At 62.9% G+C, this 24655-nt stretch carries 25 protein-coding genes; 17 read left to right on the forward strand and 8 right to left on the reverse strand.

Going from position 1 to position 24655, the window contains the following annotated elements; translation table 11 throughout:
• Positions 1 to 107: 107 nt before the first annotated feature.
• The 3 genes from P1P91_RS00515 to rdgB are packed head-to-tail and all read right to left on the reverse strand — an operon-like array spanning position 108 to position 2681.
• A complete protein-coding gene (locus P1P91_RS00515) occupies positions 108 to 827 on the reverse strand; it encodes an OmpA family protein (protein WP_311883790.1) in 720 nt (239 codons plus the stop codon).
• Positions 828 to 864: 37 nt separating this feature from the next.
• Positions 865 to 2031 carry a radical SAM family heme chaperone HemW gene (gene hemW / locus P1P91_RS00520; RefSeq protein ID WP_311885821.1) on the reverse strand — a complete coding sequence of 389 codons (1167 nt, stop codon included), beginning with the start codon at positions 2029 to 2031 and terminating at the stop codon, positions 865 to 867.
• An 11-nt stretch (positions 2032 to 2042) separates the two neighbouring features.
• A complete protein-coding gene (gene rdgB, locus P1P91_RS00525) occupies positions 2043 to 2681 on the reverse strand; it encodes an RdgB/HAM1 family non-canonical purine NTP pyrophosphatase (RefSeq protein WP_311883792.1) in 639 nt (212 codons plus the stop codon).
• Positions 2682 to 2874: 193 nt separating this feature from the next.
• On the opposite strand from rdgB, the gene P1P91_RS00530 reads away from it, so the two are divergent.
• The gene (locus P1P91_RS00530) at positions 2875 to 4191 is read left to right on the forward strand and encodes an IS4 family transposase (protein ID WP_311882673.1); all 1317 of its coding nucleotides are present in this window, start codon (positions 2875 to 2877) and stop codon (positions 4189 to 4191) included.
• 70 nt (positions 4192 to 4261) lie between these two features.
• Here the strand turns inward: P1P91_RS00530 and hemL are convergent, their stop codons facing one another.
• The 3 genes from hemL to hemJ are packed head-to-tail and all read right to left on the reverse strand — an operon-like array spanning position 4262 to position 6822.
• Entirely contained in the window at positions 4262 to 5545 is a 1284-nt protein-coding gene (gene hemL / locus P1P91_RS00535; RefSeq protein WP_311883793.1) for a glutamate-1-semialdehyde 2,1-aminomutase, read from the reverse strand.
• Positions 5546 to 5569: 24 nt separating this feature from the next.
• Complete coding sequence (thiD, locus tag P1P91_RS00540) at positions 5570 to 6379, reverse strand: bifunctional hydroxymethylpyrimidine kinase/phosphomethylpyrimidine kinase (RefSeq protein ID WP_311883795.1); 810 nt, start codon at positions 6377 to 6379, stop codon at positions 5570 to 5572.
• A gap of 11 nt (positions 6380 to 6390) precedes the next feature.
• Positions 6391 to 6822: a protoporphyrinogen oxidase HemJ gene (hemJ, locus tag P1P91_RS00545; RefSeq protein ID WP_311883797.1), complete on the reverse strand. Its 432-nt coding sequence runs from the start codon at positions 6820 to 6822 to the stop codon at positions 6391 to 6393.
• Between the two features lie 203 nt (positions 6823 to 7025).
• On the opposite strand from hemJ, the gene P1P91_RS00550 reads away from it, so the two are divergent.
• Complete coding sequence (locus P1P91_RS00550) at positions 7026 to 8171, forward strand: RNA-guided endonuclease InsQ/TnpB family protein (RefSeq protein WP_311883799.1); 1146 nt, start codon at positions 7026 to 7028, stop codon at positions 8169 to 8171.
• Here P1P91_RS00550 and P1P91_RS00555 read toward each other — a convergent pair.
• Complete coding sequence (locus P1P91_RS00555) at positions 8144 to 9979, reverse strand: chloride channel protein (RefSeq protein WP_311883800.1); 1836 nt, start codon at positions 9977 to 9979, stop codon at positions 8144 to 8146. The genes P1P91_RS00550 and P1P91_RS00555 overlap by 28 nt on opposite strands.
• A 194-nt stretch (positions 9980 to 10173) precedes the next feature.
• Between P1P91_RS00555 and argC the strand changes: the two genes are divergently transcribed.
• The 5 genes from argC (at position 10174) to P1P91_RS00580 (ending at position 14458) form a co-directional block, all read left to right on the forward strand.
• Positions 10174 to 11211, forward strand: a complete 1038-nt coding sequence (gene argC, locus P1P91_RS00560; protein WP_311883801.1) for an N-acetyl-gamma-glutamyl-phosphate reductase — start codon at positions 10174 to 10176, stop codon at positions 11209 to 11211.
• Positions 11212 to 11333: 122 nt separating this feature from the next.
• Positions 11334 to 11687 carry an iron-sulfur cluster insertion protein ErpA gene (gene erpA / locus P1P91_RS00565; protein WP_311883803.1) on the forward strand — a complete coding sequence of 118 codons (354 nt, stop codon included), beginning with the start codon at positions 11334 to 11336 and terminating at the stop codon, positions 11685 to 11687.
• 438 nt (positions 11688 to 12125) lie between these two features.
• The gene (locus P1P91_RS00570) at positions 12126 to 12827 is read left to right on the forward strand and encodes a transporter substrate-binding domain-containing protein (RefSeq protein WP_311885822.1); all 702 of its coding nucleotides are present in this window, start codon (positions 12126 to 12128) and stop codon (positions 12825 to 12827) included.
• A gap of 155 nt (positions 12828 to 12982) precedes the next feature.
• Positions 12983 to 13654, forward strand: a complete 672-nt coding sequence (locus P1P91_RS00575; protein ID WP_311883804.1) for an amino acid ABC transporter permease — start codon at positions 12983 to 12985, stop codon at positions 13652 to 13654.
• A 9-nt stretch (positions 13655 to 13663) separates the two neighbouring features.
• Entirely contained in the window at positions 13664 to 14458 is a 795-nt protein-coding gene (locus tag P1P91_RS00580) for an amino acid ABC transporter ATP-binding protein (RefSeq protein WP_376717169.1), read from the forward strand.
• Between the two features lie 12 nt (positions 14459 to 14470).
• Here P1P91_RS00580 and P1P91_RS00585 read toward each other — a convergent pair whose 3' ends face one another.
• Positions 14471 to 15157 carry an SDR family oxidoreductase gene (locus P1P91_RS00585; protein ID WP_311883806.1) on the reverse strand — a complete coding sequence of 229 codons (687 nt, stop codon included), beginning with the start codon at positions 15155 to 15157 and terminating at the stop codon, positions 14471 to 14473.
• 691 nt (positions 15158 to 15848) lie between these two features.
• Between P1P91_RS00585 and mnmG the strand changes: the two genes are divergently transcribed.
• The 10 genes from mnmG (at position 15849) to atpA (ending at position 24620) form a co-directional block, all read left to right on the forward strand.
• Positions 15849 to 17768, forward strand: a complete 1920-nt coding sequence (gene mnmG / locus P1P91_RS00590) for a tRNA uridine-5-carboxymethylaminomethyl(34) synthesis enzyme MnmG (RefSeq protein WP_311883807.1) — start codon at positions 15849 to 15851, stop codon at positions 17766 to 17768.
• A complete protein-coding gene (gene rsmG / locus P1P91_RS00595; protein ID WP_311883808.1) occupies positions 17765 to 18445 on the forward strand; it encodes a 16S rRNA (guanine(527)-N(7))-methyltransferase RsmG in 681 nt (226 codons plus the stop codon). The genes mnmG and rsmG overlap by 4 nt, the downstream gene beginning before the upstream one ends.
• Positions 18446 to 19213 carry a ParA family protein gene (locus tag P1P91_RS00600; RefSeq protein WP_311883810.1) on the forward strand — a complete coding sequence of 256 codons (768 nt, stop codon included), beginning with the start codon at positions 18446 to 18448 and terminating at the stop codon, positions 19211 to 19213.
• Positions 19214 to 19276: 63 nt separating this feature from the next.
• Complete coding sequence (locus tag P1P91_RS00605; protein ID WP_311883811.1) at positions 19277 to 20221, forward strand: ParB/RepB/Spo0J family partition protein; 945 nt, start codon at positions 19277 to 19279, stop codon at positions 20219 to 20221.
• 210 nt (positions 20222 to 20431) lie between these two features.
• Positions 20432 to 20839: an ATP synthase subunit I gene (locus P1P91_RS00610; RefSeq protein ID WP_311883812.1), complete on the forward strand. Its 408-nt coding sequence runs from the start codon at positions 20432 to 20434 to the stop codon at positions 20837 to 20839.
• A gap of 4 nt (positions 20840 to 20843) precedes the next feature.
• Entirely contained in the window at positions 20844 to 21671 is an 828-nt protein-coding gene (atpB, locus tag P1P91_RS00615; RefSeq protein ID WP_311883813.1) for a F0F1 ATP synthase subunit A, read from the forward strand.
• 51 nt (positions 21672 to 21722) lie between these two features.
• A complete protein-coding gene (gene atpE / locus P1P91_RS00620; protein ID WP_017429150.1) occupies positions 21723 to 21950 on the forward strand; it encodes a F0F1 ATP synthase subunit C in 228 nt (75 codons plus the stop codon).
• A gap of 75 nt (positions 21951 to 22025) precedes the next feature.
• Positions 22026 to 22496: a F0F1 ATP synthase subunit B gene (locus P1P91_RS00625; RefSeq protein WP_311883814.1), complete on the forward strand. Its 471-nt coding sequence runs from the start codon at positions 22026 to 22028 to the stop codon at positions 22494 to 22496.
• An 11-nt stretch (positions 22497 to 22507) separates the two neighbouring features.
• Positions 22508 to 23059 (forward strand): F0F1 ATP synthase subunit delta, encoded by a 552-nt coding sequence (locus P1P91_RS00630; RefSeq protein WP_311883816.1) that lies wholly within the window; start codon positions 22508 to 22510, stop codon positions 23057 to 23059.
• A 16-nt stretch (positions 23060 to 23075) separates the two neighbouring features.
• Positions 23076 to 24620, forward strand: a complete 1545-nt coding sequence (atpA, locus tag P1P91_RS00635; protein ID WP_311883817.1) for a F0F1 ATP synthase subunit alpha — start codon at positions 23076 to 23078, stop codon at positions 24618 to 24620.
• Positions 24621 to 24655: the final 35 nt, after the last annotated feature.

The following is a 24655-nucleotide window of genomic DNA, read 5'->3' on the forward strand; positions in this document are numbered from 1 at the left end:
ATTCCGGAAACAAGAACGGCGACAAGGAGTAGCGAGCGCCCCGAATGGAAAAAGCCCGCCATCCTGTATGGCGGGCTTTGACTCACGGACGGGTCGCGATTATAGCATCAGCGGCGCTGGCCCTGCTGACGCCGGCCGCCACCGCGGTTACCGGCTCCCTCGGTGGGCGTGAGGGTAATTTCCACGCGGCGGTTCTGGGCCCGGCCCGCATCGGTATTGTTGCTGGCCACCGGCTGGTTTTCACCGTAGCCCGTAGTGTTGAGCCGCGAGGATGCCACCCCGCCCTGGCTCAGGTAGTTGCCCACGGACTGCGCCCGGCGCTCGGAGAGGCGCTGGTTATAGCTGGCATCGCCGGTGCTGTCGGTATGCCCGGCGATGTTGACCCGGGTATCCTGATACTGACTGAGCACGTTGGCGACTTCGTTCAGCGCGTTTTGCGCCTGGCCGGTCAGCTGGGCGGAATCGAAGTCGAACGTCACCTTGCTGGGCATGTTGAGCACGATGTCGTCGCCCTGGCGGTCAACTTCGATGCGCGAGCCCTCAAGCCCCCGGCGCAGCTCCTTTTCCTGGCGATCCATGTAGGCGCCCACGCCGGCGCCGGCGGCCGCGCCCACGGCGGCGCCGATCAGCGCGCGGTCGCGGCGGCTGGTGCTGCCGTCGCCGGAAAGGGCACCGGCAGCCGCACCCACGGCCGCGCCAATCCCTGACCCCTTGGCGGTGGTGGAGACACCGCCGCCGCGTTGGCTACCGCCGTAGCCGCCCTGGCCGGCGCAGCCGGCCAGCAGTATGGCGGCAGCCAGGGGAACCATTATTCGAGTCATGCGCATCGTTTTCTCCTTCAGGGTCATGTCACAGAAATTACGCTCAAGGGTGGCTGATATCAGCCAGCAGCTCGTTCAAGAATAATAGACCTTGGGGCGTAGGTTGCAGTTTTTCTGAGGTTTCCTGCAAAAGTCCTTTTTTGACACTGCCTTGCAAACGCTGGCGCAGCGCGGCGGATGACTGGCCGGTGCGGGCCTGCCAGAGCGCGGTCTCGACGCCGCCGGTCAGCCGCAGAGCGTTCATGCAGAACTCCAGCGGCAGCTCTTCCGCAGTGACTTCGCGCTTGCCCGCCACAAACCCTCGCATATCCCGGCGGCGCTGCAAATAGGCCTCGGGCTGGCGGGTTTTCCAGCGCCGCTCGACGGTCCACTGGCCCGTGGCGTCGACGTGGCTGAGCTTGCCGTGGGCGCCGGCGCCGATCCCCAGGTAGTCGCCGAACCGCCAATAGTTGAGGTTGTGCCGGCTTTGGCGCTCCGGGCGGGCGTAGGCCGAGATTTCATAGCGCTCGAGCCCCGCCTGGAGCAGGCGCTCGTGGCCCAGGTCCTGGATGTCCCAGAGGGTTTCTTCCTCGGGCAGCACCGGCGGCCGAGCGTGAAATGCGGTGTTGGGCTCAAGGGTCAGCTGGTACCAGGAGAGGTGTTCGGGCGAAAGCGCCAGGGCCTGCTCCAGGTCGTCGAGCGCCAGCGCCGGCGTTTGTCCGGGCAAGCCGTGCATGATGTCGATGTTGATATTATCAAAGCCGCCGGCCCGGGCCTGTTCGACGGCCCGCACCGCCTCGGCGCCGTCGTGGATGCGCCCCAGCGCGGCCAGCTGGTCGCGCTGAAAGCTCTGCACGCCCAGCGACAGCCGGTTGATGCCGGCGTCGCGGTAGCCGCTGAAACGCTGCTGCTCGGTGGTGCCGGGGTTGGCTTCCAGGGTGATTTCGATGTCCGCCGCAAACCCCAGGCGCTGGCGAATTTCTGCCATGAGGGTGCGATAGAACCCCGGCGACAGCAGGCTCGGCGTGCCGCCGCCAATGAAGATGGCGACAAGCTCGCGACCCCGGGCAAGGGCCAGATCCTGATCGAGATCTTCCAGCAGCGCCGCCAGATAGGCGCTTTCCGGCAGCGCTTCGCGGCCGGATTCGTGGGAGTTGAAGTCGCAGTAGGGGCACTTGCGCACGCACCAGGGCGTGTGGATATAAAGCGACAGCGGCGGCAGTGACGTCATGGCGCGGTGTTTCACGAGACCTCTTGGGGAGTCGTCGGCATCTCGTGGCGGACGGTCTTGAGCTCTTCGACCAGAGCGTCAAGGGCACGGCCGCGATGACTGAGGCGGTTCTTTTCCTCGGCGGGCAGCTCGGCGGCGCTCATGGCCTGAGCGGGCAGCCAGAACAGCGGGTCGTAGCCAAAGCCGCCTTCGCCCCGGGGGTGGGCCAGCACCTCGCCTTCCCAGGCGCGCTGAACAATGACCGGCACCGGGTCAAAGGCGTGGCGCAGATACACCAGCACGCACCAGTAGCGGCCGGTGCGCTGGCCTTCCGGGCAGTCGGCAAGCGCCTCGAGCAGCCGGGCGTTGTTGCGCTCGTCGCTCTTGGGCTCGCCGGCGAAACGGGCGGAATGGATGCCCGGCTGGCCGTTCAGAGCGTCGACTTCCAGCCCCGAATCGTCGGCCAGCGCCGGCAGGCCGCTGATCCGGCTGGCCTGACGTGCCTTGAGCAGCGCGTTTTCCACAAAGGTCAGCCCGGTTTCCTCGACGTCGGTCACGCCGAAGTCCGCCTGGGGGCGCACGTCCATCCCCAGCGGGCGAAGAATTTGATCAAACTCCCCGAGCTTTCCGGCATTGCCGCTGGCGAGCACAAGAGTGCGTGTTGCTGTCATGATGTTGGTCTCCTTGGCAGTCGCTCAGTGTACGTCGGCCAGCCCCCGACGTACAAAGCTTGCCGGCCGATCGCGACTTTTTTTGCAGCCAAAAAAAGCCGCCCGAAAAGGCTAATGCCAGTCAGTTAAGCCTGTTCTCAATAAGTTGATCATGAGACCTTCCCGTGTCAGGCACACTGACACGGGAAGGTCCATGCATTTCAGCGACGCTATTGATGCCATCGCCAAGTCGGTACCCGACGATTTCTCCAGCCTCTCCGAGGTGCTCTCCCCTGAACTGATCGACACCTGTCTTGAAGAAGCCGGCGTGGCCACACTGCGCAAGCGTCGCCTGCCGTTGGACATGGTGGTCTGGGCGGTTGTCGGGATGGCCTTGTTTCGGCATATCCCGATGGGGCAGATCGTCAATCACCTCGACATCATGCTGCCCGGCAAGCGTCCCTTCGTCGCGCCCAGTGCCGTGGTGCAGGCACGTCAACGGCTTGGAGTGGAGCCCGTCAAGCGCGTCTTCGAGCAGACCCAGGCCCTGTGGCATCAGCAGACCCCTCACCCCCACTGGAGTGGTCTGACGTTACTGGGCGTTGATGGTGTGGTCTGGCGTACTCCTGACTCTCCCGAGAATCAGGCAGCCTTTGCGCGCACGCGCAATGCTCAGGGGGAGGCGAGCTATCCGCAGATTCGCATGGTGTGCCAGATGGAGCTGACCAGCCACCTGCTGACGGGATCCGCCTTCGACAGTGTCGCGAGCAGTGAAATGGAGCTGACCACTCAGCTCATCGGCAGCACCCCGGATCACTCCCTGACGCTGTTTGATCGTGGGTTCTACTCACTGGGTTTGCTGCATGCCTGGCAGAGCGCCGGCGAGCAGCGGCATTGGCTGATTCCTCTAAAGAAGGGAACACAGTATCAGGAAGAGCGCTCACTAGGCCGGCAGGATCGCCTGGTGACCCTGTCGACGTCACCTCAGGCGCGCAAGAAGTGGCCAGCCTTGCCGCCGACGATGACGGCGCGGCTGTTACGCCGCAAGGTGAACGGCAAGGAAGTGCAGATCCTGACCTCGATGACCGACCCGCTGCGCTTTCCGGCGGCGGATATCGTCGATCTCTACAGCCACCGCTGGGAAATCGAACTGGGCTACCGGGAAATGAAGCAATCTCTGCTGGGTAACCGCCTGACACTGCGTAGCCGCACCCCGGAGATGGTCTTTCAGGAGCTCTGGGGCACGTTGTTAGCCTATAACCTGATCCGCTTCCAGATGGCTCGCATGGCCTATAGCCTGGATGCCGTGCATCCCAATCAGCTCAGCTTCCATCAGGCTGCTCACTGGCTCATCAAGGAGTTAACGATCCTGCCCTGGGTCTCGCCAGGACGCGTGCCCGGCGTGGTTCAGTCGATGCTGGACATGGCACCTTCCTTCGTCCTGCCTGAACGACGCGAACGATCTTATCCTCGCTCAGTCAGGCGGCGACCACAGAAATACCCCACTAAGAAAAATGCCAGTCAGCGTTAACTGACTGGCATTACCCGAAAAGGCGGCTTTGCAGGCGCAAGCTTGGGGTCACGACTGTGACCTCTCGGCGTCAGGCCATGCTGGCAAACACCTTTTCTGCGGCGTCCAGGGTGTGCTGGATATCCTCGGCGGTGTGGGCGCTTGACATGAAGCCGGCTTCGAACGCCGACGGCGCCAGATACACGCCTTGGTCGAGCATGCCGGTAAAGAAGTGGCGGAAGGCTTCCGGGTCGCAGGCGGTAGCCTGGGCGAAGTTGTCCACTCGGCTCTGGGCGGTGAAGAAGAGCCCGAACATGCCCCCGGCGGACTGCACCACCAGGGGGACACCGGCAGCGTCAGCGCGCTCCTTGAGGCCGTTGCACAGGGTCTCGACCCGCTGGCTCAGGGCATCGTGGAAGCCCGGCACCTGTACCTTGTTCAACAGCGTGGTGCCGGCGGCCATGGCCAGCGGGTTCCCCGACAGCGTTCCGGCGTGGTACACCGGCCCCAGCGGCGAAATCTGCTCCATGATCTCCTGGCTGCCGCCGAAGGCGCCCACCGGCATGCCGCCGCCGACGATCTTGCCCAGGCAGGTCAGGTCCGGGGTCACGCCGTAGTACGCCTGGGCGCCGCCCATGGCCACGCGAAAACCGGTCATCACTTCGTCGAAGATCAGCACGCTGCCGTATTCGTTGCACACCCGACGCAGGGTCTCAAGAAATTCGGGAAGGGCAGGAATGCAGTTCATGTTGCCGGCCACCGGCTCGACGATAACGCCGGCAATCTCGTCGCCAATCTCTTCAAAGCAGGCTTCCACGCCGTCCGGGTCGTTGAACGACAGCGTTACCGTGTGCTCGGCAAGCGCTGCCGGCACGCCGGGCGAGTTGGGCACGCCGTGGGTCAGCGCGCCGGAGCCGGCCTTGACCAAAAGCGAGTCGGAATGGCCGTGGTAGTTGCCCTCGAACTTGACGATCTTGTCGCGGCCGGTATAGCCCCGGGCCAGGCGAATGGCCGACATGGTGGCCTCGGTGCCGGAGCTGGTCATGCGCACCATGTCGATGCTCGGGATCATCTCGCAGATCAGATCGGCCATGGTGGTTTCCGCCGCGGTGGGCGCGCCGAAGGACAAGCCGTTGTCCAGCCGGGCACGCACGGCGGCGAGCACGTCGCGGTCGGCGTGGCCGGTGATCATCGGCCCCCAGGACCCTACATAGTCCACGTAGCGATTGCCTTCGACGTCGAACAGGTAGGCATCCTGGGCGCGCTCCATGAAAACCGGCGGGCGATTCATGCCCTTGAAGGCGCGCACCGGCGAGTTAATGCCGCCGGGGATCCGGCGGCTGGCAAGTTCAAACAGCTCAGCGGAAGTGGTCATGACATCCTCCTCAGGATAAAAGTGTCAGTGACGGTGAGTATAAAAGCGGTTGGGCAACTGCTGGCCGTGCGCTGGCCGATAGCCGTGGGCAAGGCTCTGCCAGGCGAAACGCTGCGCCTGCTCGCATGCCGGGGCGAGCGCCTCGCCGGCGGCCAGGCGCGCCGCAACGGCGGCCGCCAGGGTACAGCCCGAGCCGTGATACGTCCCCGGCAGCCGCGGCCAGTGCCACTGGCGAGCGCTTTCCGGGGTGTGCAGGGTGTGGGTCACCGTGTCGTCGTCGCTCCCCGGCCGCGGGTCGTCGGTGCCGGTCACCAGCACGCTCTGACAGCCCGCCGACAGCAGCGCCACGGCTCGATCGGTGTCATCAACGCCGCCCATTTCCGGCGTCAGCCGGGCAAGCTCGTGGCGGTTGGGGGTGAGAAGATCCGCCTGCCCGATCAACTTGTCCACAAAGCGTTGGCAAAGAGCAGGTGTGGACAACTCAGCGCCGCCGCCGGCCTTGAGCACCGGGTCGATCACCACCGGCACGCCGGGAAAGCGGCGCACGATGCGTTCGGCGGCCGCCAGCGTGGCCGCATCCGCCAGCAATCCGATCTTGATCGCGGCTACCGGCATCTCGGCCAGCGCCTCCACCGCTTCTTCCATGACGGCCGGATCCGCCGGCACTACCCGGCGCACATCGGCGCAGCTCTGTACGGTAAGCGCCGTGGGCACGGTCAGCGCCCAGCCGCCGTTGGCCGCCACGGCTTCGCCGTCGGCCATGATGCCGGCGCCGCCGGTGGGATCATGGCCGGCGAGTACCAGCACCACCGGGGGGAGCGCGTCGTTTTTCAACGTTGTCGCCGTCAAAAGGGCTTCACCACGGCGAAAATCATGATCGCAATCAGCGCCAGCACCGGCAGTTCGTTAAACCAGCGGAAAAATACGTGGCGCTTGGTACAGCGCTCTTCGGCAAACTGCTTGAGATAAATCAGACAAACGTGGTGGTAGGCAATCAGCAGCACCACGAAAAACAGCTTGGCGTGCATCCATCCCTGGCTGAGCCACTGGGGCGAAAGTGCCAGCAGCACAAGGCCCAGCACGATGACGGCAATCATCGACGGCGTCATGATGCCGCGGTACAGCTTGCGCTCCATGATCTTGAAGTTTTCCACGCTTTCGCGCTCGTCGCTGTCCCGCGCCATGGCATGGTAGACATAAAGCCTCGGCAGATAGAACAGCGCGGCAAACCATGTAACCACGGCCATCAGATGGATCGCCTTCACCCATAAATACATGCTGACTCCTTAACTGTCTGCAGCGGCGCCTCAGAGAAGATTTCTGGTGTTGCCGCCGTCGCGATTGGTCATCAGATTTTGCGCGAGATACCCCGCACTTTTAGTGCGGGGAGGGATAGCGCGTCGTCCGTAGGACGACCCTTTTCTCGCTGCCTCCTTCTCAGGTGGTTGCTATCTTACATTTGTGGAGTATCTTGCAAGGCATGACGAAACGCGCCTACAAATACCGCTTCTACCCGACTCCTGAACAGGAACAGCTCCTGGCCAGGACATTCGGGTGTGTGCGCTTCGTCTACAATGCGGTTCTCCGATACCGCACGGACGCGTTCTATCAGCACGGGGAAAAGACCGGCTTCGCAGCGGCGAACGCCAAGCTCTCGCTGATGAAGAAAGACGGCGGAACTGCCTTCCTCAACGAGGTAAGTTCGGTTCCGCTTCAACAGTGCCTTCGTCACCAGCAGCGCGCGTTCAAGAATTTCTTTGAAGGCCGCGCCAAGTACCCTCGCTTCAAGAGCAAGCGGCATCGCCAGTCGGCGGAGTTCACCCGCTCGGCCTTCAAATACCGGGATGGCCAGTTGTTCCTCGCCAAGTGCAGCGAATCTTTGGCCATCCGTTGGAGCCGTGAGCTTCCCAGCGAACCCAGCACTGTTACCGTTTCCAAGGACTCGGCAGGACGCTACTTCGTGTCGTGCCTGTGCGAGTTCGACCCCCGGGCGTTGCCCGTCACCCCGAAGATGGTAGGCATCGACCTGGGCCTGAAAGACCTGTTCGTCACCAGCGACGGGCATCGAATCGGCAATCCCTGCCATACGGCAAAATACGCCGCCCAGCTTGCCAAGGCACAGCGTCGGCTGAGCAAGAAGAAGCTCGGCTCGAAGAATCGCGCCAAGGCTCGGCAGAAGGTGGCGAAACTTCACGCCAGGATCTCCGATTGCCGCATGGACAGCTTGCATAAGCTGTCCCGCCAGATCGTTAACGAGAACCAAGTGATCTGCGTCGAATCCCTCAAGGTGAAGAACATGCTGCGTAACCCTCGGCTTGCCAAGTCAATCAGCGATGCCGGCTGGGGCGAGTTCGTCCGCCAGCTGGAGTACAAGGCGGCTTGGGCGGATCGCCAACTGTCGGCCATCGACCAATGGTATCCGTCGAGCAAGCGCTGTTCAGACTGCGGGCATGTGATGGCCAAGATGCCGTTACACGTCCGCGCCTGGACATGCCCAGAGTGCGCAGCCGAACACGACCGCGACGTTAACGCCGCAGTCAACATTAAAGCCGCCGGGCTGGCGGTGTTAGCCCTTGGAGAGAATGTAAGTGGCATGGGTCAAGTACCTATGTCCTGTTCTCCGTGAATTGGGAATCCCCGTCCTTTAGGGCGGGGAGCAGTCAACGACCGATCGCTATACTGATAGTAACGTTCCACCGCCCCGCGGGTGATGATACCTGAAATCCGCCGCTGCTTGAGATGGCGACCGTGAACCACGTAAAGCGCTCCCAGCGATTCATCCTGGAGAGCGATAAACGCCTCGGACAGCGTGGCCTGCAGGCCGATGGGCGCCAGCTCCAGGCGCTGACCGGGGATTTCCATCAGGTCGATCCGCTGGTAGTCGCGGTGCCCTTGCCGAATAGGGGTTTCATGTTCGATCAGCCAGCGGGCCAGCGCCGAGCCGCGCAGCGCCAGCAGCGGCTTTTTCTGGCTCGAGCGCTCGATGATCAGCCACACCGGATTGGTTTCCAGCAGCTTGTGCGCCGCCGCGGGGGTAATCATGCGCCGGGTCCGCACCAGGTTGCGTTCCATGACCGCCGGCACCGATACCCGGGACAGCGCCTGCATCAGCGGATGCTGAAGCGGGTGACGGCTGCCGCTCAGCGCGCTGTTGAAAAAGCCCTTGCTGCCGGTGAGCTGGCGGCTGGTCAGGCAGGCCACTACCACGGTGAGCATGCCCGGCAGCATCATGTTGGGCGTATGGGTCAGCTCCAAAAGCGCCATCAGCGCGGCCAGCGGCGCCTGGAGAATGGCGCCCATCATCGCCGCCGTGCCCAGCATGGCGTGCACCGTAGTGCTGGCAGACATGCCGGGCATCAATTGATTGCCGAGCAGACCAAACAGCGCCCCGGCCGCGCCGCCGGCCACCAGTATCGGCCCGATGATGCTCACCGGAATACCGCAGGCCACGGTAAACGCTGTCAGCAGCAGCTTGCCCACGGCCACCGCCAGCAGAACGTCGACGGCCGGATGGCCGCTGAACGTCAGCCCCAGGGTGTCGTAACCTATGCCCTGGACCTGGGGATAAAACCAGGCGGCGCTGCCGACCAGTACGCCCACCAGGGCACAGCGAACGCCGAACGATAGCCGCTGCAATCTTGTCGCTGTCCGGGCCACCTGGATGAAACAGGCGGCAAGCAGGCCGATACCCAGCGCACTGACCACAATCCAGGGCAGGTTGGCAAGCGAGCCCAGGGCAATATCGCTGATCTGAAAGGCGTGCTCAAAGCCGAACGCCAGCTGGGCGATCAAGCCGCTGACCGTGGACGCCAGTATCACCGGCATGAAGCCGGTAATGGTGTACTCCATCATCACCACTTCCATGGCGAAGATGACTCCGGCAATGGGCGTGTTGAACGACGCCGAAATGCCGGCGGCGGTACCGCAGGCCACCAGCACGCGCAGGCTGTTGTGCGGCAGGCGAAAATACTGCCCCAGTCCGCTGGCCGCCGCCGCCCCCAGGTGAATGGCTGGCCCCTCGCGGCCGGCAGAGAGCCCGCCGAGCACCGAAACGAGCCCCACCCACCACTGGGTGAACCAGTTGCGGCGCAAAAAGCGCCCCTGATGGTAGGTCAGCCGCTCGATGACGTGGGCAATGCCGATCTTGCGCCCGGAAGGCGTCAGACGCCCCAGCCACAAACCGATCAGCAGCACGGCCAGCAGCGGCAGCCCGGCGCGTACCCAGGGGGTGAGCTGTTCGAAGGTTTCGGGGCTTCCCTCGGGCATGTAGAGCGACGCCCCCAGGCTCAGCATCGTGCGAAAGCCGACCATCAGTGCGCCGGTAATCATCCCCGATACCAGTCCCAGCACGCAAAGTTGAGGCAGCGCATCGACGTTGGCGAGCTGGCGTCTGAAACGCTTAAGGGTGAAAATCGAACGGAATACGCGTGCCACGCGGGGAATGTCCTTAAATATCTTGGGTGGTGTCCTGGCCTTCGTACGTTTTACGCTGGTACCTACTCTATTGTGTATCATAGGCGTATCTACTTCGACAGCCCGGCGGTGCGGGGCGGGCAGTGCCAGGCCGCCGTATCGGCAGGTAAGACCAGGCGCCTGGCGCCGGGCATGCGTCTTTAAAGGAGTCACACGTGATCAAGGTTGGCATTGTAGGCGGTACCGGCTATACCGGCGTAGAGCTTCTGCGCCTTTTGGCCCAGCATCCTGGCGTCAGCGTCGAAGCGATCACCTCGCGCTCCGAGGCGGGCGTCAAGGTCACGGACATGTACCCCAATCTGCGCGGGCATTACGACGGCCTGGCGTTCAGCGAGCCCGACGCCGGCGTTCTGGCCCGCATGGACGCGGTGTTTTTTGCCACGCCCCACGGCGTTGCCCACGCCCTGGCCGGCGACCTGCTTGCTCGGGGTACCCGGGTGATTGATCTCTCGGCGGATTTTCGCCTGCGCGACATCGCCGAATGGGAAGACTGGTACGGCCAGACCCACGGCGCGCCGGAGCTGCTTGAAGGCGCCGTTTACGGCCTGCCGGAGCTCCACCGCGAAGCCATCAAGAAAGCGCAGCTGGTGGCCGTGCCGGGGTGCTACCCGACCGCGGTACAGCTTGGCTTTCTGCCGCTGCTGAAGGCCGGCATGATCGATCCGAGCCAGCTGATCGCCGACTGCAAGACCGGCGTCACCGGCGCCGGCCGGGGCGCCAAGGTCGGCTCGCTGCTGGCCGAGGCCAGCGAGTCGCTCAAGGCCTACGCCGTCAGCGGCCACCGCCACCTGCCGGAAATCCGCCAGGGACTCATCGCGGCTCACGACGGCGAGGTCAACCTTACTTTCGTGCCGCACCTCGCGCCCATGATCCGCGGCATTCACGCCACGCTCTACGGCCAGCTTGTCGCCGAGCCGGAGGCCGATCTGCAGGCGCTATTCGAGACCTGGTACGCCGACGAGCCCTTCGTCGACGTCATGCCCGCGGGCAGCCATCCGGAAACCCGCAGCGTCAAGGGCAACAACGTCTGCCGGCTGGCCGTTCATCGCCCGGGAGACGGCAACACCGTGGTGGTGCTCTCGGTGATCGACAACCTGGTCAAGGGCGCGTCGGGCCAGGCCATCCAGAACCTCAATCTGATGTTCGGCCTTGACGAGCACCTGGGCCTTCAGGCCCCGGCGCTGATGCCCTGAGAGCCCGCTCGCGGCGCCGGGGAACGTTGACCCTTTTGCCGGGTCTTATTCATAATTATGTTAACGAATCGGCGGACATTACCCTCCGCCCGATTTCCTCTACACGCTTGCGGGAGATAGCCATGAGCAGTGCAGCTTCCTTTGTTCCCACCCCGCTGCTTCTTTCCGACAGCGCCCGTACACAGCTCAAGGCGCTGGTGGAAGAAGAAGGCAACCGCGCGCTCAAGCTGCGCGTTTACGTTACCGGCGGCGGCTGTTCCGGGTTCCAGTACGGCTTCGACTTTGCCGACAACGTATCCGACGACGACACCCTCATCGAGTTTGACGATGCCTCCCTTGTGGTGGATCCGCTGTCCTACCAGTACCTAGTCGGTTCCACCGTGGATTACGAGGAAGGCCTGGCCGGCGCGCGCTTTCGCGTGGAAAACCCCAACGCCAGCTCGACCTGCGGCTGCGGCGCATCCTTTATGGTCTAAGCGCACGGCCATCGCTGACCAAAGTCAGCCCCCACGGTATCCGGCTTCCATGGAGTCGCTACCCGTCTACCCGTCTCCGGCTACGGGGTAGATACGAACTTCAGCGCGCGAAAGCAGGCCGCAGGCCTGCCCTCATCGCTTAACGGCTCCAGATCCCGCCCGACAATCGACTGCCAGCCCCGTCAGCATCGGTAAGCTTGACCCTTCGCCGGTTTCTCGCCAAGGTTACCCTGTCCCATAGCAGAAAAATCCAATAACTGCCCTGGCCGGCGCCGGGAACTGCCCGATGCTGCGCCGCCAGGCACGACAGACGGGGATAGACCAATGCGGAACAAGAATCTGGCAACGATCACCCGGCAGGCCATCGGCCGCACGCCGCTTTTCCATACCCTGCTCGCCGCTGCCGTGGCCACAGGGCTCGGCACCGCCGGTGCCGCCATGGCCCAGGACAAGCCCAGCGTCAACGTGGCCACCGACCCAAGCTTTGTGCCCTTCGAGATGCTGGACTCCGAAACCGACGAGATGGTCGGCTTCGACATGGACATCATCAACGAAGTCGCAAAGCGCGCCGGCTTCGAGGTCAATCTGACCACCATGAAATTTTCCGGCATCATCCCCGCGGTGCAGACCGGCAGTCAGGAAATCGCCATTGCCGGCACCACCATCACCGAGGAGCGTGAAAAGGTCGTGGATTTCTCCGACCCCTACTACGATTCCGGCCTGCGGCTGATGGTGCGCGAGGGCAACGACGATATCGAGACCCTGGAAGACCTCAAAGGCAAGTCGGTCTCCACCAAGATCGGCTCGACCAGCTACGACTTCCTCCAGGAAAAGCTCGGCGACAGCGCCGAGATCACGCCTTACCCCGGCACCTCCGACATGTACATGGCGCTGCTCGGCCGCAACGTCGACGCCGCTTTCTATGATGCGCCCAACGTGGCCTACTTTGCCCAGACCCAGGGCGAAGGCCGTGCCAAGGTAGTGGGCCCGCTTTACGAAGGCCAGCAGTACGGCATCGTCTTTCACCAGGGCAGCCAGTGGCTGGAGCCCACCAACGAGGCGCTGGCGGCCATGCGCGAAGACGGCACCTACGACGAGATCTACACCAAGTGGTTTGGCGAAGCGCCCGACGCCGACTAGGTCTTGAACACCCGCCTCAAGCGTCATGCTGTTATATAGTACCGATATAACGTATCAAGGGTTATTAGGTGGTCAGGGCCGGTGGGCATCGCCCCCGGCCCTGCGTCATTTCAACACTGCGGTTAATTTATCGTCCCTGATCAGGAGAAGCCCTCGTGGACGTAACCTTCAACTTTGACTGGGCAGCGGCGCTCGCTTCGATCCCCCACCTGCTGCCCGGTATTCCCTGGACCCTGTTGATCTCGTTCGGCGGCCTCGCCATCGGCTTTGTCATCGGCATCATCTTCGGGCTGATGCGCATCAGCCCGCTGCGCTGGATGCGCTGGCTGGCCGTGGTCTATATCGAAGTGTTTCGGGGCACGCCGATTCTGGTCCAGGTGCTGTTCATCTTCTACGGCCTGCCCCAGCTGCTGGGCGGCCCCATCAACGCGCTGACCGCGGGGATTGCCGCTATCGCCATCAACTCCGGCGCCTACATTTCCGAAATCGTCCGCGGTGGCGTCCAGTCCATTGATCAGGGCCAGCGCGAAGCGGCGCTATCCCTGGGCCTGTCCCGCCGCCAGTCGTTTCGCTATATCATCTGGCCCCAGGCGCTGCGCCGCATGGTGCCGCCGCTCGGCAACCAGGCCATCATCAGTATCAAGGATACGTCGCTGTTTTCCGTGATCGGCGTCGGCGAGCTGGTCCGCCAGGGGCAGATCTATATCGCCACGACCTTTACCGCCATGGAAGTCTATTTCATGGTGGCGCTGCTGTATCTCGCCATTACCTGGACGCTTTCCATCCTGCTCGCGCAGCTCGAGCGCCGCGGCCTTGCCGGAGAATGAGGACTGCCTATGAACGCAACGACGCAATCGACCCCAACCGCGCAGCCTGACCGGAACGCATCGCCTATCGTGCACATGCAAAAGCTCAACAAGCACTTCGGCAGCCTGCACGTGCTCAAGGATATCGATCTGGAAATTGTTCCCGGGGAAGTCGTGGTGGTGATCGGCGCCAGCGGCTCGGGAAAATCCACCCTGATCCGCTGCATCAACGGCCTGGAGGAGTTTCAACAGGGATCCCTCGACGTCGCCGACAAGACGCTGCGCCCTCACGGTAGAGGCGAACAGGCGCTGCAGCAGATCCGCACCGAAGTCGGCATGGTGTTTCAGCAGTTCAACCTGTTCCCTCACCTCAGCGTGCGCGACAACGTTACCCTGGCACCGATCAAGGTGCGCGGTACCGGCCGCCAGGACGCCATCCGCAACGCTACCCGCCTGCTGGAGCGCGTGGGTATCGAGGATCAGGCCCACAAGTACCCGTCGCAGCTCTCCGGCGGCCAGCAGCAGCGCGTGGCCCTTGCCCGGGCGCTGGCCATGGAACCGCGGCTGATGCTGTTTGACGAGCCGACGTCAGCCCTGGACCCGGAGATGATCGGCGAAGTGCTGGATGCCATACGCGAGCTGGCCAGGGAAGGCATGACCATGGTGGTCGTCACCCACGAGATGGGCTTTGCCCGGGAGGTAGCCGACCGCGTGATTTATATCCACCAGGGTGAAATCACCGAACAAGGCCCGCCCGAGCAGCTGTTCGACGCGCCGCAGCACGAACGTACCCAGAACTTCCTCGCCCGGATACTCAAGCACTGACGGCTATACAGGTTATTCCCTGGCCGGCGTCGGGCGCACCAGGATTTCGTTGACGTCCACGTGGGCGGGTTGGCCAAGGGCGTAGATCACCGCGTTGGCGATGTCTTCGTCCTTCATGGCATGGGCCGGCGGCTCGTCAAAGAAGGGCGTATCCACCATGCCGGGCTCGATCAGGGTAACGCGCATCCCCGACCCGCGGAGCTCTTCGCGCAGGTTGTGGCCGATGCCGGTCACCGCCCACTTGCTGGCGCTGTACATGGAGCCGGGAATGGTCGCACGTCCGGCAGCAGAGCCGGTCAGCAGCATATGCCCCTGGCTTTCCTTGAGGGCGGGCAGCGTCGCCTGCAGAGTCAGGCCCAGGCCGTAGACGTTGGTCATCAGCATATCCTTCCACTGCTCGGGGTCGGCTGCGCTGAACCCGCCGGGAGAGCCGCCGCGCCCGGCGTTGGCAAAGACCGCATCCAGCCGGCCGAAACGCTCGAGCGCCTGCTCGACCATGGCCTGCTGATCGTCCATCGAGGTCACGTCGCAGCTCACGGTCATCACCCGGTCGGCGCCGATTTCCTCGGCGAGCGCGTCGAGCTTGTCGACGCTGCGCGCCGCCAGTACCAGGCGAAAGCCCTTCTCTGCGGCGGCGCGAGCCGTCGCGGCGCCGATGCCGCTCGAGGCACCGGTGATCAGCAGTACGCGGTCTTCCATAAGGGTCTCCTGTTACCAAACGTGCAGGGTATTCGACCTTCAAGATAACGCCAGCCGTCTTGCCTACTCAAGGAATCCATATCCACGCTCCTCCCACTTTTCGCCCTGTCGACTCCGCCCTGCAGCATGACGCTGCGTTCTCCTGCTCCTTGCTGCTGCAAATCTTGCCTGATTGAGACAGAAAATGGCGCTGAAACAAAATTTTCTGCCTGTGGATATTATTTTTCATATCGCCGCTGTCAAACGGCCACGAGCCCCTTGTTGCGCGCGACGAGCGTGGTTTCGCCGCGCTGCGTCCCGGTTGTTCACAGCCGCGGTGACAAGGCCGGTATGAGGCGGTGGAAAAGTTGTCGCTATCTGCATCGGTGGATAACCCGCCTGGTTATCCACCGCTCCTTCAGCGCTTGTGCGCGCGCTGTCCGCCGCTTTTCAACTCTTTGGATAACAACGCAAGATGTTGATACCTGTTATAAAAACCCACTTTTCCACAAAAATCATCCACACCAGTAATTACAACAACAATAGAACTTCTTTTATTTAATTGATTTGTTATTGATTAACAGAGAGGGCTCCAAAACCCGTGTGGAAAAACCTGACGGTTACCCACAGGAGGTTTATACTGGGCGGCTGGGAAAACCGGCGCCCTGCGCCTTCTTCACATCGGTGCCAAGCGCACAAGACGAGGTGTCCTTTGAATTATCCCGACCGCTTTGACGTCATTGTCATCGGCGGTGGCCATGCGGGAACCGAAGCCGCACTGGCCTCCGCCCGCACGGGCTGTCAGACCCTGCTGCTGACTCACAACATCGAAACCCTGGGGCAGATGTCGTGTAATCCCGCCATCGGCGGTATTGGCAAAAGCCACCTGGTCAAGGAAATCGACGCCCTGGGCGGCGCCATGGGGCTGGCCACGGACGAGGGCGGCATCCAGTTTCGCGTGCTCAACGCCCGCAAGGGCCCTGCGGTGCGCGCAACCCGCGCTCAGGCCGATCGCGTGCGCTACAAGAGCGCCATCCGCCGCATGCTGGAAAACCAGCCACACCTGACGATTTTTCAGCAGTCGGCAGGGGATCTGATCATGGACGGCGATACCGTCCGCGGGGCCGTCACCGAAACCGGCATTCGCTTTTACGGCGAAACCGTGGTGCTGTGCACCGGCACCTTTCTCGGCGGCGTTATCCACATCGGCGGGGATAAAACCCTGGGCGGCCGCGCCGGAGATGCGCCGTCCAACGCGCTGGCCCAGCGTCTGCGCGCGCTTCCCTTTCGCGTTGATCGGCTGAAGACCGGCACGCCGCCGCGGATTGACGCCAAGACCGTGGATTTTTCCCGGCTGGCCGAACAACCGGGGGATGAACCGTCACCGGTGATGTCGTATATCGGCAGCCGCGAGATGCATCCGCGTCAGATGAGCTGCCATATCGCTCACACCAACGAGCGAACCCACGAGATCATTCGCGCCAATCTTGATCGTTCGCCGATGTATTCCGGCAGCATCGAGGGCGTCGGCCCGCGCTACTGCCCGTCGATCGAGGACAAGGTCGACCGCTTTGCCGACAAGGCCAGCCATCAGGTCTTCATCGAGCCCGAAGGGCTGGATACCCACGAGCTCTATCCCAACGGCATTTCCACGTCGCTGCCGTTTGACGTTCAGCTGGAGTTCGTGCGCTCCATCGACGGGCTGGAAAATGCCCATATCACCCGCCCGGGCTACGCTATCGAATACGATTTCTTCGACCCCCGGGACCTGCACCATTCGCTGGAAACCAAGTTTGTCCACAACCTGTTTTTTGCCGGCCAGATCAACGGCACCACCGGCTACGAGGAAGCCGGCGCCCAGGGCTTGCTTGCGGGGCTGAACGCCGCCCGCCGGGCCCGGGCGCTTGAAGCCTGGTGGCCGCGGCGCGACGAGGCCTATCTGGGTGTGCTGGTGGACGATTTGATCAACATGGGCACCAAGGAGCCCTACCGCATGTTCACCTCCCGAGCGGAGTATCGCCTGCTGCTGCGCGAGGACAACGCCGACCTGCGTCTGACCGCCACCGGCCGCGAGCTGGGGCTGATCGATGACGTTCGCTGGCAGGCGTTTTGCGCCAAGCGCGATGCCATCGAGCAGGAAAACGGGCGCCTGGCGAGCACCTGGGTGCAGCCGAGCTCCGCGGCGGGGCAAAAGCTCGCCGAGACGCTGGGCAAACCCCTGGCCCGAGAGTTCACCCTGGCGGCTCTGCTCAAGCGTCCCGAGCTTGGCTATGCCGATATCGCCGCGCTGCCCGGCATCGAGGGCAAGCCGGTAAGCGACGATACCGTGGCCGAGCAGGTGCAGATCCAGGCCAAATACCAGGGCTACATCGATCGTCAGAAGGAAGATATCGACAAGCTCAAGCGTCACGAGGCCACGCCCCTGCCGGACGATCTCGACTACGACCGGGTCGACGGCCTGTCCAACGAGATCCGCCAGAAGCTGGAGGAGGCGCGTCCGGCGACGCTGGCTCAGGCCTCGCGCATTGCCGGAATGACGCCGGCAGCGGTATCGATACTGCTGATCCACCTGAAAAAGCACCGTTTGCTGAATACCGCGGACGCCGGCAAAAAAGAGGCTGCCAACGGATGAGCCAACGCGCATCGTTGCCCGCCTCCACGCTTCTGGAAAAGCTGCCGGCAAGCGTAGAAAAGCGGCTGGATCAGGGGCTTGAACGCCTGGCTATTGGCGTCAGCGAACAGCAGCGCCGCCGGCTGCTGGGGCTGGTTGCCTTGTTGCACAAGTGGAACCGGGCTTATAACCTCACCGCCGTGCGCGACGTTGACGAGATGGTTTCCCGCCACCTGCTGGACAGCGCGGCGGTGTTGCCGTTCGTGCGCGCGACCACGCTTATTGACGTGGGCGCAGGCCCCGGCTTTCCCGGGCTGGTGCTGGCGATGCTACAGCCCGAGCTTGAGGTCACCCTGCTCGACAGCAACGGCAAGAAGGTTCGCTTTCAGCGCCAGGCGATCATGGAGCTGGGCCTTTCAAACGTCATCGCCACCCAGGCCCGGGTGCAGGCATTCGACGGCGGCGGCTTTGATCAGGTGATCTCCCGAGCCTTTGCCAGCCTGACGGATTTCGTTTCCCTGACGCGCGGGTTGCCGGCAGCCGACGGCGAGTGGCTGGCGATGAAGGGCCCGGGCGCCGACGACGAGCTTGAAGCGCTGCCCGCCGGCGTGGCGCTCAAACAGCGCCACCGGCTGGAGGTGCCCTTTGCCGACGCCGAACGCCAGCTTTTGATTCTGACCCCGGAAGGAGGGGAGTAAGTGAGCCAGATCATCGCCCTGACCAACCAGAAAGGCGGCGTGGGCAAGACCACGTCCGCCGTCAATCTTGCTGCCAGCCTGGCCGCGCTCGGGCGTCGTGTCCTTCTGGTCGACCTTGATCCCCAGGGGCATGCGAGCATGGGCAGCGGCATCGACAAGCACGCGCTGGACGCCAGCGTGCTCGACGTGCTGCTGGACGACAGGTCCGCCCGGGAGGCCATCATCGGTGATTCACCGGCGGGGTTTGACGTGCTGCCGGGCAACGGCGATCTGACCGCCGCCGAGGTCGAGCTTTTGCAGGTCGACGAGCGTCAGAGCCGTCTGGCCCGGGCACTGAGGCCGCTTTCCGACGATTACGAGATTATTCTCATCGACTGTCCGCCGTCGCTGAACATGCTCACGGTCAACGCGCTCACCGCCGCCGACGGTGTGCTGATCCCGCTGCAGTGCGAATTCTATGCCCTTGAGGGCCTCTCGGCGCTGCTGGGCACCATCGAACAGATCCAGCAGAGCGTGAATCCCGATCTCGAGATTTCGGGTATCCTGCGGACCATGTACGACAAGCGCATGAGCCTGACCCGGGAAGTCGACAGCCAGCTGCGCGGCTATTTTGGCGATCGGCTGCTCAAGGCCACCATTCCGCGCAACGTCAAGGTAGCCGAAGCGCCGAGCCATGGCCTGCCGGTGAGCCACTACGCGCGGTTTTCCCGGGGCAGCCAGGCCTACCGCGTGCTGGCCAAGGAAATGCTCGGCCGCCTGGCGCTGTGATGGCCAGAAAGCCGTAGCGAAGCGTGTTTTTGTGAACGTTCGGTTGATGACGAGGAAAAGCCAATGACGCGTAAACGCGCGCTGGGGCGCGGGCTGGACGCCCTGATCGGTTCCGGCACTCGCCAGGACGGTGGAAATCCCGGGGATGACGTCGCCGTACCGGTCGACAAGGATGCCCCCTTGCCGACAGAAGAGTCGACAAAAGGGCAGGGCAGCGAGAGCGACGGACGCCTGGAACGGCTGCCGCTGTGGCAGCTGGCCCGGGGCAAATATCAGCCCCGGCGCGATTTTCATCCCGAAGCGCTTGAAGAGCTTGCCGACTCCATCCGTTCCCAGGGCGTCATGCAGCCCATTGTGGTGCGCGCGGTAGACGAGCAGCGCTACGAAATCATCGCCGGCGAACGCCGCTTCCGCGCCGCCAAGCTCGCCGAGCTCGACGTCATTCCCGCCATTGTCCGCGACGTTGACGACGATGCCGCGCTGGCGCTTTCGCTGATCGAGAACATTCAGCGGGAAAACCTCAACGCCGTGGAAGAGGCGCTGGCCCTCAAGCGCCTGGGCGACGAGTTTGCGCTGACCCAGCAGCAAATCGCCGATACCGTGGGCAAGTCGCGGACCCAGGTCGCCAACCTGCTGCGCCTGTTGACGCTGGAAAGCGAGGTGCAGACCCTGCTCGAGCGTGGCGATCTGGACATGGGGCATGCACGGGCGCTGCTGGCGCTACCCGGCGGCCAGCAGACGAGCGTCGCCCGGGACGTGGTCAACCGCGATCTGACCGTGCGAGCCACCGAAGCGCTGGTGAAAAGCGTGATGGCTCAGGCCGAAGCGCCGGCGAAAAAGCCGCAGTCCCAATCGGTCTCGCCCGATGTGGCCCGGCTGGAAACCCGACTCAGCGAACAGCTGGGGGCGCCGGTATCGATCAAGCAGGGGAAAAAAGGCAAGGGTGCGCTGACCATTCGCTACTCGAGCCTGGAAGAACTGGACGGTATCCTGGGCCGTATTAAATAGCAGGCTTATTAAAATCTGGCAGGTAACGCCTCCCAACTCTGCCGCTTTGGTCGCAAAAAGTGCGATAACGCCGAAAAAAAGGGCCCTTCGGTTGAAGGAGTGATAGCGCTTCCCTATAATCGCGCATGATTTTGCAGGCTGAGATCGCAGGCATGGATCCCGAGAGCTTGCGCCCGCGAGACGCACGCTTTGGAAGTGGCCTGAACGACTATGCAACGAAACCGATTCAAGCGTCGCCGGGGCTATGTCTACCGGCTCGCTGTCGCGCAGGTAAGCGTTAGCTTTGCCTGCCTGCTGGCAGGGTTTGTCGCGGGTGGCACAGGCGGAGCGCTGGACGCGCTGAAAGGCGCGCTCGTTGCCATTGTTCCGCAGGGGCTCTTTGTGCTGCGGGCGGGCATCCTGAATCCGCGACTGGGCGCGCTACAGGGCGCCAGGCGCCTGCTGCGCGCTGAAATGGGCAAGTTTGGTTTGACGGTGGCGCTTTTTACCCTGCTGTTTGTCGTAGTGCCCCCCTCAAACCCCGCTTTCTTCTTTAGTGCTTACGTAGCGGTTGTTCTCACGCACTGGCTGGGCCCCTGGCTTTTGCGGCGGCATCGCTCAACTTATCGAGGTAACTAGCGCCATGGCAGCAGGAAACGAAGTCGCCCCGGCTGAATATATTCAGCACCACTTGATCAACCTGACGTTCGGGCTTCATCCGGAAAACGGCTGGTCCATCGCGCGGACGGCCGAGCAGGCAAGCGACATGGGCTTCTGGGCTATCCATCTGGATACCATGGGCTGGTCCCTCGGCATGGGTTTTCTGTTCATCTGGCTGTTTCGCAAGGTGGGTAACGCCGCGACTACCGGCGTGCCCGGCACGCTGCAAAGCATCATCGAGGTGACGTTCGAGTTCATCGAAAACCTCACCCGCTCCACCTTCCATAACGTCAACCCGATCATCGGGCCGCTGGCACTGACGCTGTTCGTCTGGATTTTGATGATGAACACGCTGAAGATCATACCGGTGGACTACCTGCCCGGCGTTTTCGAGAAAGTCGGCGTCGATCAGATGAAAATTGTCCCCACCACCGACCTCAACGCCACCTTCGGCATGGCGCTTGGCGTGTTTATTCTGGTGCTTTATTACAACTTCAAGATCAAGGGCGCCGGCGGGTTTGCCAAGGAGCTTTCGCTCAAGCCGTTCAACCACTGGGCGCTGATCCCGTTCAACCTGCTGCTCGAGGTTGTGGCGCTGCTGGTGCAGCCGTTCAGCCTTGCCATGCGTCTTTTCGGCAACATGTTTGCCGGCGAAGTGATCTTCATCCTGATCGCCCTGCTGCCGTTCTGGGCAATCTGGCTGTTGGATGTGCCCTGGGCGATCTTCCATATCCTGATCGTCACCCTGCAGGCCTTCATCTTTACCGTGCTGTCCGTTGTGTACCTGAACGCTGCACACGAGCGCCATTAACCAAGCAACACCTTCAACCCATAACCTGACCTAACCTCTAGGAGCACTACCATGGAACTCATCTACGTTGCCGCTTCCCTCATGATCGGCCTGGGCGCTTTGGGCACCGGAATCGGCTTTGCCATTCTGGGTGGCAAGCTGATCGAATCGACCGCGCGTCAGCCGGAAATGGGTGATGAGCTGCAGGTGAAAACGTTTTTGATGGCGGGTCTGCTTGACGCCGTGCCGATGATCGGCGTGGGTATCGCGATGTACCTCATCTTCGTTGTTGCCGGTTAAACAAGCGGGACCGAGCGTGCGCCGCTCGGTTTTGTTTCACCCCGGTCGCCACGAACTTGTCAGAGGTAGATCCCTGTGAATATCAACATGACGCTAATCGGACAGACGATCGCTTTCGCGATCTTTGTCTGGTTTTGCATAAAGTATGTGTGGCCGCCGATCAGCAATGCGCTTCATGAGCGCCAGAAAAGAATTGCTGATGGTCTGGACGCAGCAAGCCGCGCATCCCGCGATCTCGAGGTGGCGCAGGAACAGGCCAACCAGACGCTGCGCGAAAGCAAGGAGCAGGCGTCCGCGATTCTCGAGCAGGCGAACAATCGCTCTGCCCAGATAGTCGAGGAGGCGCGCGAGGAAGCACGCGCCGAGAGCGAGCGCATGATTGCCGGCGCCCGCGCCGCGATCGACCAGGACATGCAGCGTGCCCGTGAAGAGCTGCGCGCCCAGGTGGCTCACCTGGCGGTAATCGGCGCCGAGCGCGTGCTGGAAAGCACCGTCGACGAAAAAGCGCACCGCAAGCTGCTCGATGAACTGGCTGCCGAACTGTAAGGAGGCCCACCATGGCGGAGCAATCCACCGTCGCTCGTCCTTACGCCAAGGCAGCGTATGAATACGCGCGCGATAACGATGCGCTCAAGGCCTGGTCCGACGCCCTTGCCCTGCTGGGGCAGGTGGTGCTCGAGCCCGAGGTTCGTCGCCTGCTCGGCAGCCCCCAGCTTTCCAGCGCGCAGAAAGTCGCGTTTCTGAAAGAGCTGCTGGCGGACGGCAAAACGGCCAAGGCGACCAGCGATGACCTTGAGCGCTTTCTGGCCGGCCTGGCAGAGATGCATCGGCTGGGCGCGCTCAACGCCATTGCTGCCCAGTTCGAGCAGCTGCGCGCAGCGTACGAGCAGCGTATCGACGTAAACGTGACGTCAGCCTTTAAGCTCGATGACAAGCAGCAGGCCACCCTGCTCAACGCGCTTAAAAAACGTCTGAATCGCGAAATCTCCATTACCACTCAGGTGGATAAATCGCTGATTGGCGGCGCCATCCTGCGCGCCGGCGATACCGTTATCGACGGCTCGGTGCGCGGTCGACTGAACCGCCTTTCCGAAGCGCTGACCACTTGAGTTTGAGGGACATGGCATGCAGCAACTGAATCCTTCCGAGATCAGCGACATCATCAAGCAGCGTATCGAGAAGCTTGACGTCGCATCCGAAGCCCGTAATCAGGGCACCATCGTCAGCGTCTCTGACGGCATCGTGAAAGTTCACGGCCTCGAAGACGCGATGTTTGGTGAAATGATTGAATTTCCCGGCAGCATTTTCGGCATGGTGCTCAACCTCGAGCGCGACTCCGTGGGCGCTGTGGTGCTGGGCGACTACCTTAAGCTGGAAGAAGGCATGGTCGCCCAGTGCACCGGCCGCATTCTGGAAGTGCCGGTAGGCCCCGAGCTCGTCGGCCGCGTGGTGGATGCCCTGGGCAATCCCATCGACGGCAAGGGCGACATCAACACCAAGATGACCGACGCGGTGGAAAAGGTCGCCCCGGGCGTTATCACCCGCGAAGGCGTTGACCAGCCGATCCAGACCGGCTTCAAGGCCATCGACGCCATGGTGCCGATCGGCCGCGGCCAGCGCGAGCTGATCATCGGCGACCGCCAGATCGGCAAGTCGGCCATCGCCATCGACGCCATCATCAACCAGAAAGGCACTGGCGTGACCTGCGTGTACGTGGCCATCGGCCAGAAGCAGTCCACCGTTGCCAACATGGTGCGCAAGCTCGAAGAGCACGGCGCGATGGAACATACCATCATTGTCTGTGCCGGCGCCGCCGACCCGGCCCCCATGCAGTTCCTCGCGGCCTACGCGGGCTGCACCATGGGCGAGTACTTCCGCGACCGCGGCGAAGATGCGCTGATCGTCTACGACGACCTGTCCAAGCAGGCCGTGGCCTACCGTCAGGTATCGCTCCTGCTGCGCCGTCCGCCGGGCCGTGAGGCCTTCCCCGGCGACGTCTTCTACCTCCACTCGCGTCTGCTCGAGCGGGCCGCGCGGGTCAACGAAGACTACGTCGAGAAGTTCACCGACGGCGAAGTGACCGGCAAGACCGGCTCGCTGACGGCGCTGCCGATCATCGAGACCCAGGGCGGCGACGTCTCCGCGTTCGTTCCCACCAACGTGATCTCGATCACCGACGGCCAGATCTTTCTGCAGACCGACCTTTTCAACTCGGGCGTTCGCCCGGCGATCGACGCCGGTCTTTCGGTTTCCCGGGTGGGCGGCTCGGCCCAGACCAAAATCATCAAGAAGCTGGGTGGCGGCGTGCGCCTGGCGCTGGCTCAGTACCGCGAGCTGGCGGCCTTTGCCCAGTTCGCCTCGGATCTGGACGAAGCCACGCGCAAGCAGCTGGAACACGGCCAGCGCGTCACCGAGCTGATGAAGCAAAAGCAGTATATGCCGATGTCCGTGGCGCAGATGGCGCTGTCGCTGTTCGCCGCCAACGAAGGCCACCTGGACGATATCGAGGTGGATAAGGTGCTGGACTTTGAAAGCGCCCTGCACGATTACGCCAAGGCGGAACATGCAGCGCTGATGGACAAGATCAATCAGTCTGGCGACTACGACGATGAGACCAAGGACGGTCTGAAGTCGATTCTGGAACAGTTCAAGGCCACTCAGACCTGGTAAAGCGTTGGGCTCACCGCCAGCGGTGAGTCTGCCTT

The organism is Halomonas piscis (assembly GCF_031886125.1).
GTDB lineage: Bacteria > Pseudomonadota > Gammaproteobacteria > Pseudomonadales > Halomonadaceae > Vreelandella > Vreelandella piscis.

What these genes read in the sequence shown, in the direction of transcription:
- atpE (WP_017429150.1), top strand. Translation starts at nt 21,723, where the DNA reads ATGGAACTCATCTACGTTGCCGCTTCCCTCATGATCGGCCTGGGCGCT.
- erpA (WP_311883803.1), top strand. Translation starts at nt 11,334, where the DNA reads ATGAGCAGTGCAGCTTCCTTTGTTCCCACCCCGCTGCTTCTTTCCGAC.
- atpB (WP_311883813.1), top strand. Translation starts at nt 20,844, where the DNA reads ATGGCAGCAGGAAACGAAGTCGCCCCGGCTGAATATATTCAGCACCAC.
- hemJ (WP_311883797.1), bottom strand. Translation starts at nt 6,822, where the DNA reads ATGTATTTATGGGTGAAGGCGATCCATCTGATGGCCGTGGTTACATGG.
- P1P91_RS00610 (WP_311883812.1), top strand. Translation starts at nt 20,432, where the DNA reads ATGCAACGAAACCGATTCAAGCGTCGCCGGGGCTATGTCTACCGGCTC.
- rdgB (WP_311883792.1), bottom strand. Translation starts at nt 2,681, where the DNA reads ATGACAGCAACACGCACTCTTGTGCTCGCCAGCGGCAATGCCGGAAAG.
- P1P91_RS00530 (WP_311882673.1), top strand. Translation starts at nt 2,875, where the DNA reads ATGCATTTCAGCGACGCTATTGATGCCATCGCCAAGTCGGTACCCGAC.
- P1P91_RS00515 (WP_311883790.1), bottom strand. Translation starts at nt 827, where the DNA reads ATGCGCATGACTCGAATAATGGTTCCCCTGGCTGCCGCCATACTGCTG.
- P1P91_RS00580 (WP_376717169.1), top strand. Translation starts at nt 13,664, where the DNA reads ATGAACGCAACGACGCAATCGACCCCAACCGCGCAGCCTGACCGGAAC.
- P1P91_RS00605 (WP_311883811.1), top strand. Translation starts at nt 19,277, where the DNA reads ATGACGCGTAAACGCGCGCTGGGGCGCGGGCTGGACGCCCTGATCGGT.
- P1P91_RS00570 (WP_311885822.1), top strand. Translation starts at nt 12,126, where the DNA reads ATGGCCCAGGACAAGCCCAGCGTCAACGTGGCCACCGACCCAAGCTTT.
- P1P91_RS00550 (WP_311883799.1), top strand. Translation starts at nt 7,026, where the DNA reads ATGACGAAACGCGCCTACAAATACCGCTTCTACCCGACTCCTGAACAG.
- hemL (WP_311883793.1), bottom strand. Translation starts at nt 5,545, where the DNA reads ATGACCACTTCCGCTGAGCTGTTTGAACTTGCCAGCCGCCGGATCCCC.
- rsmG (WP_311883808.1), top strand. Translation starts at nt 17,765, where the DNA reads ATGAGCCAACGCGCATCGTTGCCCGCCTCCACGCTTCTGGAAAAGCTG.
- P1P91_RS00585 (WP_311883806.1), bottom strand. Translation starts at nt 15,157, where the DNA reads ATGGAAGACCGCGTACTGCTGATCACCGGTGCCTCGAGCGGCATCGGC.
- atpA (WP_311883817.1), top strand. Translation starts at nt 23,076, where the DNA reads ATGCAGCAACTGAATCCTTCCGAGATCAGCGACATCATCAAGCAGCGT.
- P1P91_RS00630 (WP_311883816.1), top strand. Translation starts at nt 22,508, where the DNA reads ATGGCGGAGCAATCCACCGTCGCTCGTCCTTACGCCAAGGCAGCGTAT.
- hemW (WP_311885821.1), bottom strand. Translation starts at nt 2,031, where the DNA reads ATGACGTCACTGCCGCCGCTGTCGCTTTATATCCACACGCCCTGGTGC.